The organism is Pseudomonas sp. IT-232MI5 (assembly GCF_949767845.1).
Lineage (GTDB): Bacteria > Pseudomonadota > Gammaproteobacteria > Pseudomonadales > Pseudomonadaceae > Aquipseudomonas.
Window position 1 is genome coordinate 1 of the sequence record NZ_CATKQE010000002.1, and the last position, 13,049, is coordinate 13,049.

The 13,049-nt window shown below is 58.1% G+C and carries 12 protein-coding genes; 8 read left to right on the forward strand and 4 right to left on the reverse strand.

The window, feature by feature from the left end; translation table 11 throughout:
• The coding region (locus tag ACM6JQ_RS01415; RefSeq protein ID WP_414893115.1) for a M10 family metallopeptidase C-terminal domain-containing protein at positions 1–2,319 on the reverse strand (2,319 nt) is incomplete at its 3' end.
• Between the two features lie 318 nt (positions 2,320–2,637).
• Between ACM6JQ_RS01415 and ACM6JQ_RS01420 the strand changes: the two genes are divergently transcribed.
• On the forward strand, positions 2,638–3,282 hold the full coding sequence (locus tag ACM6JQ_RS01420) for an MBL fold metallo-hydrolase (RefSeq protein WP_095112416.1): 645 nt from the start codon (positions 2,638–2,640) through the stop codon (positions 3,280–3,282).
• A gap of 117 nt (positions 3,283–3,399) precedes the next feature.
• Positions 3,400–4,137 (forward strand): OmpA family lipoprotein, encoded by a 738-nt coding sequence (locus tag ACM6JQ_RS01425; protein ID WP_007917058.1) that lies wholly within the window; start codon positions 3,400–3,402, stop codon positions 4,135–4,137.
• A gap of 254 nt (positions 4,138–4,391) precedes the next feature.
• Here the strand turns inward: ACM6JQ_RS01425 and ACM6JQ_RS01430 are convergent, their stop codons facing one another.
• A complete protein-coding gene (locus tag ACM6JQ_RS01430) occupies positions 4,392–4,826 on the reverse strand; it encodes a YhcB family protein (protein ID WP_007917055.1) in 435 nt (144 codons plus the stop codon).
• Between the two features lie 144 nt (positions 4,827–4,970).
• Between ACM6JQ_RS01430 and ACM6JQ_RS01435 the strand changes: the two genes are divergently transcribed.
• The 3 genes from ACM6JQ_RS01435 (at position 4,971) to zapE (ending at position 8,165) form a co-directional block, all read left to right on the forward strand.
• Positions 4,971–5,600 carry an alpha/beta hydrolase gene (locus ACM6JQ_RS01435; RefSeq protein ID WP_414893116.1) on the forward strand — a complete coding sequence of 210 codons (630 nt, stop codon included), beginning with the start codon at positions 4,971–4,973 and terminating at the stop codon, positions 5,598–5,600.
• Between the two features lie 24 nt (positions 5,601–5,624).
• The gene (locus ACM6JQ_RS01440) at positions 5,625–6,980 is read left to right on the forward strand and encodes a tryptophan--tRNA ligase (protein ID WP_123376560.1); all 1,356 of its coding nucleotides are present in this window, start codon (positions 5,625–5,627) and stop codon (positions 6,978–6,980) included.
• Positions 6,981–7,070: 90 nt separating this feature from the next.
• Positions 7,071–8,165, forward strand: a complete 1,095-nt coding sequence (gene zapE / locus ACM6JQ_RS01445) for a cell division protein ZapE (RefSeq protein WP_034156483.1) — start codon at positions 7,071–7,073, stop codon at positions 8,163–8,165.
• Between the two features lie 184 nt (positions 8,166–8,349).
• Here the strand turns inward: zapE and ACM6JQ_RS01450 are convergent, their stop codons facing one another.
• On the reverse strand, positions 8,350–9,246 hold the full coding sequence (locus ACM6JQ_RS01450; protein ID WP_414893179.1) for a GlxA family transcriptional regulator: 897 nt from the start codon (positions 9,244–9,246) through the stop codon (positions 8,350–8,352).
• Between the two features lie 250 nt (positions 9,247–9,496).
• Between ACM6JQ_RS01450 and ACM6JQ_RS01455 the strand changes: the two genes are divergently transcribed.
• Complete coding sequence (locus ACM6JQ_RS01455; protein WP_095112414.1) at positions 9,497–10,633, forward strand: acyl-CoA dehydrogenase family protein; 1,137 nt, start codon at positions 9,497–9,499, stop codon at positions 10,631–10,633.
• Between the two features lie 156 nt (positions 10,634–10,789).
• On the opposite strand, the gene ACM6JQ_RS01460 is transcribed toward ACM6JQ_RS01455, so the two are convergent.
• Positions 10,790–11,830 (reverse strand): NADP(H)-dependent aldo-keto reductase, encoded by a 1,041-nt coding sequence (locus ACM6JQ_RS01460; protein WP_007917033.1) that lies wholly within the window; start codon positions 11,828–11,830, stop codon positions 10,790–10,792.
• Positions 11,831–12,075: 245 nt separating this feature from the next.
• Between ACM6JQ_RS01460 and rplM the strand changes: the two genes are divergently transcribed.
• Together rplM and rpsI are read left to right on the forward strand one after the other, a co-directional pair.
• Positions 12,076–12,504 (forward strand): 50S ribosomal protein L13, encoded by a 429-nt coding sequence (gene rplM / locus ACM6JQ_RS01465; RefSeq protein WP_007917032.1) that lies wholly within the window; start codon positions 12,076–12,078, stop codon positions 12,502–12,504.
• A 14-nt stretch (positions 12,505–12,518) separates the two neighbouring features.
• Entirely contained in the window at positions 12,519–12,911 is a 393-nt protein-coding gene (gene rpsI, locus ACM6JQ_RS01470; protein ID WP_003205364.1) for a 30S ribosomal protein S9, read from the forward strand.
• Positions 12,912–13,049: the final 138 nt, after the last annotated feature.

Genomic DNA, 13,049 nt, shown 5'->3' on the forward strand with positions numbered 1-13,049 from the left:
GCCGTTGCCTGTCAGGACGTTGTTGAGGTCGTTGCCTTCGAGGTTGATTGCGGCATTGCCGAGTAGCGAAGCATCCTCAATGTTCGCGCTCAGTGCGTAACTCACCGAAGACCGGACGACATCGTAGCCCTCGTTGGCCAGCTCCACGACCAGATCGCTGGCATCGTCGACGATATAGGTGTCGTTGCCCACGCCACCGATCAGCGTGTCCGCGCCGTAACCACCATCAAGTATGTTGTTGCCGATGTTGCCGGTAATGCGGTTATCGCTGTAGTTGCCTGTACCGTTCAGGTCACTCGAATCCATGAGGAAAAGGGCTTCGAGGTTAACGTCGAGCGTGAAGTTGGCCGATGAGTAGACCTGGTCATAATCGTTGGTCCAGCCTTCGACGACGACGTCGGCGGAATTGTCGACCATGTAGATGTCGTTGCCATCGCCACCGATCAGGGTGTCGGCACCCACGCCCCCGTCGAGGATGTTGTCGCCGGTATTGCCTGTCAGCACGTTATTGAGTTCGTTGCCGCTGAGATTGATGGCGGCATCGCCCAGCAGTTGACCGTCTTCCAGGTTGGCACCCAGCGTATAGGTGACATAACTGCGTACCTGGTCGCGGCCATCGTAGGCCAGTTCAACCAGCGTATCTTCCAGACCGTTGATCACGTAGGTGTCATTGCCTGCGCCGCCCGTCAGGGTGTTGGCAAATGCATTGCCGGTCAGCACGTTGTCCCGGGCGTTGCCCTGGATGTCGAACGCCCCGTTACCGTTCACGGTGACGTTTTCAAAGTTGCCCAGCGCGCTGCTGTTCAAATTGATGAGGGTGTTGCTCTGCACGCTGTAATTGAGGATCAGCGTGTCATTGCCTTCGTTCGCATTTTCTTTGGCCAGGTCCAGTTCGCCGGCCTGGTCGATGATATAGGCATCGTTACCGGCGCCGCCGATCAGGGTATCCAGGCCCGCCAGGCCATCGAGTACGTTATCACTGGCGTTGCCGGTCAGAACGTTGTCAAGGCTGTTACCCGTGGCGTTGACGTTGCCACTGCCGAGGAGTTCGAGGTTTTCCAGATTGTTGCCCAGGCCCCAGCTTACCGAGGCGCGCACAGTGTCGATCTCGCTGGCCAGGGTGCTGCTCTCGAGAATGATGTCGCCGGCGTTGTCGACCACATAGATGTCGTTACCGGTCCCGCCAATCAGCGTGTCGGCGCCACCATAACCGTCGAGCAGGTTATTGCCGGCATTACCGGTGATGACGTTTTTTCCGTCGTTGCCATAGCCATTGATGCTGGCATTGGTCAGCAGTGTGAGGTTTTCGACGTTGGTGTTGATGTAGAGGCTATAGCTGGTCGTGGAGAAAACCGAATCGACCTCACTGGCCGAGGTACCGGTTTCGTAGATCCGGTCATCCCGGTTGTCGACGTAGTAGGTGTCGTTGCCGGCACCGCCGTACATCGTGTCGACACCTGTGCCACCGTCGAGAACGTTGTCCAGGTCGTTGCCGCGCAGGATGTCGTTGAAATTCGAACCGATGGCATTTTCGATCTTGGCGCCATAGGCGATGCCCAGGCCGCTGTTGAAGACAGAGCCACCGGTGAGATTGGGCAACCCGATGGTGCTGTAGGTGCCTTCATTGAGGTTGATATCGACCTTCGCGGCCTGAGAGCTGGCATCGATCGTGTCGTTGCCGCCAGCGTCCCAGATGGTTTCGAAGACCGGTTCGTAAGCTTTCCACTTGTAGACGTTGTCGCCAGTCTGCCAACTCATGTTGGCGCCGTACAACGCCTGTATGGCGAGGATGTCCAGCACCATCGGCGTCATGGGTTGATAGGAGTAGGAGTTGTTGTAGCTCATGACCGTGAACTGGACGTCGTCCAGTGCCGGGTTGAGGATCGTCGGGTTCCCCAAGGTTCCGGAAAATGGATGCTTGAGGCCCAGTGCATGACCTATTTCGTGGATGAAGGTCATGTAGTCATAAGTACCCTTGGTGGCGTACTCGGTAGTCGGATCACCGATCCATACGTCACCGCCGCGCGGGACACTGGAGGGGGTGTACGCCCAGGCAGCTGCCTCGTTGCCCATCAAGCCATAACCACCGAACCGCAGATCGCCAACGTTGGAGATATCGTCGGTAGTCTGGGTAAAGGTGATGTTGGCGACGGCGCTCCAGGTGGCCAGCGCATTGATGATGCCGCTTTTCTGACTGTCGGACAGCTTGTAGATGGCGTTGTATTCGTTATCGGCACTGTAGTTGGTGGCGAAGTACGAAGTGCCTGGTTCGATAAAGCTGTAGGTCAGTTGGGTCGGGCCATCGAATGGCCAATTCACGCCTGCCCAATAGGTTCCTGAAAGCAAGCTGTCGAGCGCATTGACGCCTGTCAATTTGGACGAAAGGCTGAAGGTAATTCCGGTTGGGCTCGGCATGCGATTTTCCTGAGTGCTATGCGGCCCTTCCCGAATGCGACCGCTACAAGTGCGCGATTTTGCATCAGAAACGTTACGAGTGACATCACTTGGCCAGTATTTTCCGATTGGTGGCGTCATCCCCGTGACCCACGAACCCATGTGTCGGCGGGTGACGTAGAATCCTGAGTCAAACTATCTGCGCTTGCCACGCTTGTCCGTTTACCGATTCAGGATTTCGACATGACTGTTTCAGCTCCCGCCTTGATCCGCGAAACCTTCCCCGTCGGCCCTTTGCAGTGCAACTGCACCATCATTGGCGACCCGTTGACCAAGAAAGCCATCGTCGTCGACCCCGGCGGCAACCCTGATCTGATCATGGCGCGCCTTGATGCGCTGGGCCTGAAAGTCGTCAGCATCATTCACACCCACGCGCATCTGGATCACTTTCTCGCTTCCGGGCAAATGAAGGAAAAAACCGGCGCGACCCTGCACCTGCACAAGGAAGATCAATTCCTGTGGGACAACCTGGAAATGCAATGCCAGATGTTCGGTGTGCCGTATGTGCCCGTGCCGTCACCGGATCGCTGGCTGAGCGACGACGAAGAACTGGCCTGCGGCTGCGGCGTGGCGCTGCATACGCCAGGTCATACACCCGGTTCCATGAGCTTTTGGTTTTCCGAGGCTAAGCTGTTGATTGCCGGCGACACGTTGTTTCGTCGCGGCGTAGGGCGTACGGATTTGTGGGGCGGCGATCAGGCGACCATCGTGCGTTCGATCAAACAGCGGCTATATACCTTGGACGAGGACGCAATCGTGGTGACCGGACATGGGCCGGATACGCGTCTGGGGGACGAGATGCGCGAAAACCCGTTTGTGCGCGCCTAAATATTTTGTCACGAGTGCCCGGCGGAATTTTTGTGCATTGTCATGATCAAACGCCCGCGCAGGTCCATTAACCCAGTGGCCGCTGCACCACAGAATGCGAAAAACCAGGAGCTCTCCATGTTCACCAAGCGTCGTTTGATTATTGTCGCTACTGCCGTGGCCTTGCTGTCCGGCTGTGCCTCGCCTAACCCGTATGACAATCAGGGCCAGGCTGACGGTGGCTCGCAAGGCATGAGCAAAACCGCCAAGTACGGTGGCCTCGGTGCTCTGGCCGGTGCGCTCGCCGGTGCCGCCATCGACCACAACAACCGCGGCAAAGGTGCCCTGATCGGTGCGGCTGTGGTGGGTGCCTCCGCAGCCGGTTACGGTTACTACGCCGACCAGCAGGAAAAGAAACTGCGCGCGAGTATGGCCAACACCGGTGTTGAAGTGCAGCGTCAGGGCGATCAGATCAAGCTGATCATGCCGGGCAATATCACCTTCGCTACCGACTCGGCGAACATCGCTTCCAGCTTCTACCAGCCGCTGAACAACCTGGCCAACTCGTTGAAAGAATTCAACCAGAACCAGATCGAAATTGTTGGCTACACCGACAGCACCGGCAGCCGCCAGCACAACATGGACCTGTCGCAGCGTCGTGCGCAGAGCGTGGCGACCTATCTGACCTCGCAAGGTGTCAGCGGTGCCAACCTCTCGGCCCGTGGCGCCGGTCCGGATAACCCGATTGCCAGCAACGGTGATGTGAATGGCCGGGCGCAGAACCGTCGGGTTGAAGTCAACCTGAAGGCGATCCCGGGTCAGCAGTATGGTGGTCAGCAGCAACAGCAGCCGGGTACGGTTCAGCAGTATCCGTAAGCGCTAGCCTGAATGAAAAAATGCCCGGTCCAGTGATCGGACATTTTTTTGTCTGGCCTGTTATGGCCTCATGGCGAGCAGGCTCACTCCCACAGGAATTGATGATGTACACAAAAGTTGTGTTCCACACCTAACCCTGTGGGAGCGAGCTTGCTCGCGAAGGGGGCATAACAATCAGGCACAAATCATCGGATACAAAAAAGCCCCCGGACACATCGCTGTCCGGGGGCTTTTTGTTTGTCAGCGAAGGCTGATTACTTCTTCAAACCATAATGCTCATCGAGCATGCCCGGTGAGTTCGGGGTCTTCGGTGCGTAATCACGTGGTGGCTCCTGATCGCGCGGTGGCGTCAGGCGTTCACGTGGTGCGACTGCCGCATCAGCGTGCAGGGCGGCGATCAGGCGCTGGCGGGTCTGCTCGTCCAGGGCCAGACGATTGGCGCCCTCGGCGAGATGATCCTGCACTTCCTGATAGCTCTGGGTCAGCTTCTTGACCAGCATCGCGGTGCTGTTGAAGTGGGTGACCACCTCGTTTTGATAACTGTCGAAACGCTCCTGGATATCATCCAGTTGACGCTGCGTACGGCTCGGCGCGGCGTTCGGCGCAACGCGCGCGATCAGGAATCCAATGGCGACACCCACAACCAGGGCAAGAGTCGGTAACAACCAAACTAAGAGCGAGTGTTCCACGAGTCCTTCCTCTATAAACGGCTTTGCTTTACGTTAACGGCTCGAACCTGCGCTGTATACCGCGATTCACTCGCAATAGATTGGCACAGACAATTTGCTAGACGAGTCGACCTGATTCGAGGTCACGGAGTTCCTTCCTTGCTGATGCGTGAAACCCCTGTAGTGATTGACGGCCCGGTGGGTCAACTTGAGTCTCTGTACCTGGATAACGAGCAGCCAATCGGCATCGCGCTGATCTGCCATCCGAACCCGGTGCAGGGCGGCACCATGCTCAACAAGGTCGTCTCGACCCTGCAGCGCACCGCGCGCGATGCGGGCCTGATCACCTTGCGCTTCAACTATCGTGGCGTTGGTGCCAGCGAAGGTTCGCACGACATGGGCACCGGCGAGGTCGACGATGCTCAGGCTGCCGCTGCATGGCTGCGAGAAAAACACCCGGATCTGCCGCTGACCCTGTTCGGTTTTTCCTTCGGCGGATTTGTTGCAGCAAGTCTCGGCGGTCGTCTCGAAGCCCAAGGCGTGCAGCTCAAGCACCTGTTCATGGTCGCGCCGGCAGTGATGCGTCTGGGCGAGCAGGATCAACTGCCCCGGCACGGCGAACTCACCGTGATCCAGCCGGAAACCGACGAAGTCATCGATCCGCAACTGGTTTACGACTGGTCGGAAAAACTCCAGCGCCCCCATGAGCTGCTGAAAGTGGCAGAATGCGGACACTTTTTTCATGGCAAGCTGACCGATCTCAAGGATCTGATCCTGCCGCGTCTCTCGAATTGATTGCAGTCTGACAAGCGATTACCCATGACGAACCGTACCCGTATCCTCACCGGCATCACCACCACCGGCACGCCGCACCTGGGCAACTACGCCGGCGCCATCCGCCCGGCGATCCTCGCCAGCCGCGACAGCAATGCCGATTCGTTCTACTTCCTGGCCGACTACCACGCCCTGATCAAATGCGATGACCCGCTGCGCATCCAGCGCTCGCGTCTGGAAATCGCCGCGACCTGGCTGGCCGGTGGCCTCGATGTCGACCGCGTGACGTTCTACCGTCAGTCCGACATTCCGGAAATCCCTGAGCTGACCTGGCTGCTGACCTGCGTTGCCGCCAAGGGCCTGCTCAACCGTGCGCACGCTTACAAGGCGTCGGTGGACAAGAACATCGAAACCGGTGAAGACCCGGACGCCGGCATCACCATGGGCCTCTACAGCTACCCGGTGCTGATGGCGGCGGACATCCTGATGTTCAATGCGCACAAAGTACCGGTCGGTCGTGACCAGATCCAGCACGTGGAAATGGCCCGCGACATCGGTCAGCGCTTCAACCACCTGTTCGGTCAGGGCAAAGAATTCTTCACCATGCCTGAAGCGCTGATCGAAGAAAGCGTAGCGACGTTGCCGGGCCTCGACGGTCGCAAGATGTCGAAGAGCTACGACAACACCATCCCGTTGTTCTCCAGCGCCAAAGAGATGAAGGACGCGATCTCCCGCATCGTCACCGACTCCAAAGCGCCAGGCGAAGCCAAGGATCCTGACAACTCGCACCTGTTCACCCTGTTCCAGGCCTTTGCCACGCCAGCGCAGGCTGACGAATTCCGCAGCGAATTGCTCGGCGGTCTGGGTTGGGGCGAGGCGAAGAACCGTCTGTTCCAGTTGCTCGACAACGATCTCGGCGACGCGCGCGACAAGTATCACCAGTTGATCGAGCGCCCGGCGGATCTGGAAGACATTCTGCAGATCGGCGCCAAGAAAGCCCGTGCCGTGGCAACGCCGTTCCTCAACGAACTGCGCGAAGCCGTTGGCCTGCGTTCCTTCGTCAATCAGGTTCAGGTTGCCGCGACGACCAAGAAGAAAGCCGCAAAAGCCGCACGTTTCGTCAGTTTCCGCGAAGACGACGGCAGCTTCCGTTTCCGTCTGCTGGCGGCCGATGGCGAGCAACTGCTGTTGTCGCGCAACTTCGCCGACGGCAAAACCGCCGGGCAGGTGACCAAGCAACTGCAATCCGGCCAGCCGCTGGACGTGCGCAGCGAAGACCTGAGCTTCAGCGTGTGGCTGGAAGGCGAGTGCGTTGGCGACAGCCCGGCATTCGCCGACGCTGCGGCGCGGGACGCGGCCATCGAGGCTTTGCGCGTCGCGCTGACCCCGGTTCAGGACTAATCGGCGGCACGGTCCGACCAAGGGCCGATTGCCATTCCCACGGGCCGTCGCTACAGTGACGGCCCGTTTTTGTTGCCTTGCTAACGAATTATGACGCCCCTAGAACGATACCAAGCTGATCTGAAACGCCCGGACTTCTTCCATGACGCCGCGCAGGAAACTGCTGTGCGTCATCTGCAGCGTCTGTACGAGGATCTGATCGCCGCCGATCAGAACAAACCGGGTCTGCTGAGCAAACTGTTCGGCAAAAAAGATCAGACGCCGGTCAAGGGCCTGTATTTCTGGGGCGGCGTAGGTCGCGGCAAAACTTATCTGGTCGACACCTTCTTCGAAGCGCTGCCGTTCAAGGAAAAGACCCGCACCCACTTTCACCGCTTCATGAAGCGTGTGCACGAAGAGATGAAAACCCTCGGCGGCGAGAAAAACCCGCTGACCATCATCGCCAAGCGCTTCGCGACCGAGTCGCGGGTGATCTGCTTCGATGAATTCTTCGTCTCCGACATCACCGACGCGATGATCCTCGGCACGCTGATGGAAGAGTTGTTCAAGAATGGCGTGACCCTGGTCGCGACCTCGAACATCGTGCCGGACGGTCTGTACAAGGACGGCCTGCAACGTGCGCGCTTCCTGCCAGCCATCGCCCTGATCAAGCAGAACACCGAGATCGTCAACGTCGACAGCGGTGTCGACTACCGTCTGCGTCACCTCGAACAAGCGGAGCTGTTCCACTATCCGCTCGACGAAGCCGCTCACGAAAGCCTGCGCAAGAGCTTCAAGGCTCTGACGCCAGAGTGCACCGCAGCGGTCGAGAACGACGTGTTGATGATCGAAAACCGCGAGATCCGTGCGCTGCGCACGTGTGACGACGTGGCCTGGTTCGACTTCCGCGAACTGTGCGACGGCCCACGTAGCCAGAACGACTACATCGAACTGGGCAAGATTTTCCACGCCGTGCTGCTCAGCGGTGTCGAGCAGATGAGCGTCACCACCGATGACATCGCCCGCCGTTTCATCAACATGGTTGACGAGTTCTATGACCGCAACGTCAAGCTGATCATCTCCGCTGAAGTCGAGCTGAAGGATCTGTACACCGGCGGCCGCTTGAATTTCGAATTCCAGCGCACGCTGAGCCGTCTGCTGGAGATGCAATCGCACGAATTCCTGTCGCGGGCGCACAAGCCTTAAACAGAATCGCGAAACAAAAAAGGGCCTGCAATTGCAGGCCCTTTTTTATGTCCAGAATTCACCGCAATACCCTGTAGGAGTGAGCCTGCTCGCGATAGCGGTGGATCAGTCACATAAATGCTGCATGGACGGACGCAATCGCGAGCAGGCTCACTCCTACATGGGGTTGTGTATGGGCAGAGGGCTACGCCGCCTGCTGAAACTGCTGCCGATACTGGTTCGGCGACAGTTCAGTGTGCTGACGGAACAGCCGCGCAAAGAAGCTCGCGTCGTCGTAACCGACTTCATAACTGATGGTTTTGATGCTCTTGCGGCTCCCGGACAGCAAACCCTTGGCGGTCTCGATACGCAGCCGTTGCAAGTAATGCAGTGGCTTGTCACCGGTGGCCGTCTGGAAGCGTCGCATGAAATTGCGGATGCTCATGCCATGCTCGCGGGCCACGTCTTCGAAGCGGAACTTGTCGGCGAAATGCTCTTCGAGCCAATGCTGAATCTGCAGGATGATTACGTCCTGATGCAGTTTCTGCCCGCCAAAACCGATGCGTCCCGGCGCATAGCTGCGCTGCACCTCATAGAGAATGTCGCGGGCCACGGCTTGCGCGACGTTGGCCCCGCAAAAGCGCTCGATCAAGTAAATGTAGAGATCGCAGGCTGAGGTGGTGCCGCCGGCGCAGTACAGGTTGTCGGCATCGGTCAGGTGCTTGTCCTGATTGAGATAGACCTTGGGAAACCGCTCGGCGAAGGCATTGAAGAAGCGCCAGTAAGTGGTCGCTTCCTTGCCGTTGAGCAGGCCGGCCTCGGCCAGCCAGAACACCCCGGTGGCTTCGCCGCACAACACCGCGCCACGGGCGTGCTGTTCACGCAGCCAGGGCAACACTTGGGGATAACGGCCGCACAGCGTGCCGAAATCGTCCCAGAACGCCGGGAGGATAATGACATCGGCGTTTTCCAGGCCACCATCGACCGGCATTACCACGTCACTGAAGCTGTTCACCGGTTTGCCGTCGGGGCTGACCAGGCGTGTTTCAAACGCCGGTGTCAGGCCGTGGCCCAGTTGTTTGCCATAACGCAGGCTGGCCAGATGGAAGAAATCCTTGGCTTGCATGAGAGTGGAAGCGAAAACCCGGTCGATTGCCAGGATGCTGACGCGCCGCAAGGGCGTGGAGACTTGCTTGGACATAATTCAACTTTTGTTTTGTTTTTATAAGGGAAAGTGGTCACCAGACGGCTGGATCGTCTTATTTTTTGTCGGATGTGTCCAGTGTCCTGTGTCAGAGGGGAGGCTTAGTCTCTGAAGGTCATCTCCCTCCAACAACAAAGAAAGGTGCCGCATGATCCCCAGAACCTTGTTTAGCCCCGAGCACGAATTGTTTCGCGACAGCGTCCGCACTTTCCTCGAAAAAGAGGCCGTGCCGTTTCATGCGCAATGGGAGAAGCAAGGCTATATCGACCGCAAACTCTGGAACAAGGCAGGGGAGGCGGGGATGCTCTGCTCGCACCTGCCGGAAGAGTATGGCGGGCTGGGAGCGGACTTTCTTTACAGCGCGGTGGTGATCGAGGAGGTCGGTCGACTGGGCCTGACCGGCATCGGTTTCTCGCTGCATTCGGACATTGTCGCGCCGTACATCCTGCATTACGGCAGCGAAGCGCTGAAGCACAAATACCTGCCGAAACTGGTTTCGGGCGAGATGGTCACTGCTATCGCGATGACCGAGCCGGGCGCCGGTTCCGATCTGCAAGGCGTGAAGACCACGGCCGTGCTGGACGGTGACGAATATGTGATCAACGGTTCGAAAACCTTTATCACCAACGGCTTTCTGGCGGACTTGGTGATCGTAGTCGCGAAGACCGATCCGAAGGCCGGCGCCAAGGGCACCAGCCTGTTTCTGGTGGAAGCGAATACGCCGGGCTTCGACAAGGGCAAGCGCCTGGAGAAGGTCGGCATGAAGGCGCAGGACACCTCGGAATTGTTCTTTCAGGATGTGCGCGTGCCGAAGGAAAACCTGCTGGGGCAGGCTGGGGCAGGGTTTGCTTATCTGATGCAGGAGTTGCCGCAAGAGCGTCTGACGGTAGCGATTGGTGGCCTGGCTTCAGCTGAAGCGGCGTTGCAATGGACGCTTGATTACACCCGTGATCGCAAGGCCTTTGGCAAGGCGATTGCCGACTTCCAGAACACCCGCTTCAAGCTGGCGGAGATGGCGACTGAAATCCAGATCGGTCGAGTGTTCGTCGATAAATGTCTGGAGCTGCATCTGCAAGGCAAGCTGGATGTGCCGACAGCGGCGATGGCCAAATACTGGGGCACCGATCTGCAATGCAAGGTACTCGACGAATGCGTGCAGTTGCATGGCGGCTACGGTTTCATGTGGGAATACCCGGTAGCCCGGGCGTGGGCGGATGCGCGGGTGCAACGGATTTATGCCGGCACCAATGAAATCATGAAGGAGATCATTGCGCGTTCGCTTTGATGATCGTTCCCACGCTCTGCGTGGGAATGCCGCCGGGGACGCTCCGCGTTCCGCTTTGGTGATGATCTGATCGGCCTCTTCGCGAGCAGGCTCGCTCCCACAGGGGATCACCGTGCCTGTGGGAGCGAGCCTGCTCGCGAAGCTTTTAGCGTTCAATCAAGGCGCAGGATTCGGATGATCCTTGTGAATCGCTTCGATCCCTGCCAGCACTTCGTCGGAAAGCTTCAGATCAAAACTGGCAATGTTGCTGTCCAGTTGCTCAAGCGTCGTCGCACCAATGATGTTGCTGGTGACGAACGGTTGCTGCGTGACAAACGCCAGCGCCATCTGCGCAGGATCCAGACCGTGCTCACGGGCCAGCGCCACATAGCGGCTGCACGCTGCTTCCGACTGCGCGTTGAAATAGCGGCTGAAGCGACTGTAGAGGCTCAGACGACCTTTCGGCGGCCGGGCGCCACCTTCGTACTTGCCTGACAGAAAACCAAACGCCAGCGGCGAATAGGCCAGCAGACCGCATTGCTCGCGAATGGCGATTTCTGCCAGACCGACTTCAAAGCTGCGGTTGAGCAGGTTGTACGGGTTTTGAATCGACACCGCACGCGGCCAGCCACGGGCCTCAGCCAATGCCAGAAAACGCATGGTGCCCCACGGCGTTTCGTTGGACAGGCCGATGTGGCGGATCTTGCCGGCCTTCACCTGTTCGTCGAGCGCTTCGAGGGTGTCTTCGAGCGGCGTCAGGTTGGCTTCGATCTTGTGTTTGTAGCCCAGCTGTCCGAAAAAGTTGGTGCTGCGTTCCGGCCAGTGCAATTGGTACAGGTCGATGTAATCGGTCTGCAGGCGCTCGAGGCTGGCGTCCACCGCTGCGGTGATGTGCTGGCGGTTGTGGCGCAGGTTTTTGTCGCGGATGTAGTCAATGGTGTTGCCCGGGCCGGCGATCTTGCTGGCGAGAATCCAGTCGGCGCGATCACCGCGACTTTTGAAGTAATTGCCGATGTAGCGCTCGGTGGTGGCGTAGGTTTCGGCTTTCGGCGGCACCGGATACATCTCGGCGGTGTCGATGAAATTGATCCCGGCTTCCTTGGCCCTTTCGATCTGCGCGAAGGCTTCAGCTTCAGTGTTTTGCTCGCCCCAGGTCATGGTGCCGAGGCAGATTGCACTCACGTTCAGGTCGGTACGGCCTAGCTGGCGATAGTCCATCGGGTGCTCCTTGGGCAAAACAATCATAAAAGCAGGTTGAAATATTTTTCGCAATCTGCATAATTGCCGACCTCTTTCTGCAGTGGAAGTGATGCGCCGCCGCCGAAGAATCTTGCCGTTGAACGGACGCGCCGACCCGAGCCCCCGAAAGCGTCTGTATCCGGCTGCCTTTGACTTGTCAAAGTACGCACTATTCAGTAAGATCCGCCGTCTAATTTACAGGGCGGCCCCTGAGGCTATAAAGAATGAAAACTTTTACTGCTAAACCGGAAACAGTAAAGCGCGACTGGTTTGTCGTCGACGCTGCTGGTCAGACCCTGGGTCGTCTGGCCACCGAAATCGCGAGCCGTCTGCGTGGCAAGCACAAGCCTGAGTACACTCCTCACGTTGACACCGGCGACTACATCGTCGTAATCAACGCTGAGCAGATTCGTGTTACCGGTGCTAAAACCACTGACAAAATGTACTACTCCCACTCCGGTTTCCCGGGCGGCATCAAGTCGATCAACTTTGAAAAGCTGATCGCTAAAGCCCCTGAGCGCGTGATCGAGACCGCGGTTAAAGGCATGCTGCCTAAAAACCCACTGGGTCGCGACATGTACCGTAAGCTGAAAGTCTATGCGGGCGCTGCACACCCACATACTGCTCAGCAGCCCCAAGAACTGAAGTTTTAACGGAATAGTACATTATGTCGGCGACTCAAAATTACGGCACTGGCCGTCGCAAGACCGCAACCGCACGCGTTTTCCTGCGTCCGGGTACTGGTAACATCTCCATCAACAACCGTTCGCTGGATAACTTCTTCGGCCGCGAAACTGCCCGCATGGTAGTTCGTCAGCCGCTGGAGCTGACCGAGACTGTCGAGAAGTTCGATATCTACGTCACCGTGATCGGTGGTGGTGTAAGTGGTCAAGCTGGCGCAATCCGCCACGGCATCACTCGCGCTCTGATGGACTACGACGAAACCCTGCGTGGCGCTCTGCGCAAAGCTGGCTTCGTTACTCGCGACGCCCGTGAAGTTGAACGTAAGAAAGTTGGTCTGCGTAAAGCGCGTAAGCGTCCGCAGTACTCGAAGCGTTAATTCCGCTTCCGCGTTCAAAAAGAACGCCCGCCTCCTCACGGAAGCGGGCGTTTTTTTATGCCTGTGATTTATCAAAGAATTGCGCTGCGACAACTTGCCACTTCCGTAGACCCCCTATACTGCAAGGCTTGAGGGTAA

Coding starts and splice junctions, on each gene's coding strand:
- ACM6JQ_RS01440 (WP_123376560.1), top strand. CDS start 5,625: ATGACGAACCGTACCCGTATCCTCACCGGCATCACCACCACCGGCACG.
- zapE (WP_034156483.1), top strand. CDS start 7,071: ATGACGCCCCTAGAACGATACCAAGCTGATCTGAAACGCCCGGACTTC.
- ACM6JQ_RS01425 (WP_007917058.1), top strand. CDS start 3,400: ATGTTCACCAAGCGTCGTTTGATTATTGTCGCTACTGCCGTGGCCTTG.
- rplM (WP_007917032.1), top strand. CDS start 12,076: ATGAAAACTTTTACTGCTAAACCGGAAACAGTAAAGCGCGACTGGTTT.
- ACM6JQ_RS01420 (WP_095112416.1), top strand. CDS start 2,638: ATGACTGTTTCAGCTCCCGCCTTGATCCGCGAAACCTTCCCCGTCGGC.
- ACM6JQ_RS01435 (WP_414893116.1), top strand. CDS start 4,971: ATGCGTGAAACCCCTGTAGTGATTGACGGCCCGGTGGGTCAACTTGAG.
- ACM6JQ_RS01460 (WP_007917033.1), bottom strand. CDS start 11,830: ATGGACTATCGCCAGCTAGGCCGTACCGACCTGAACGTGAGTGCAATC.
- rpsI (WP_003205364.1), top strand. CDS start 12,519: ATGTCGGCGACTCAAAATTACGGCACTGGCCGTCGCAAGACCGCAACC.
- ACM6JQ_RS01455 (WP_095112414.1), top strand. CDS start 9,497: ATGATCCCCAGAACCTTGTTTAGCCCCGAGCACGAATTGTTTCGCGAC.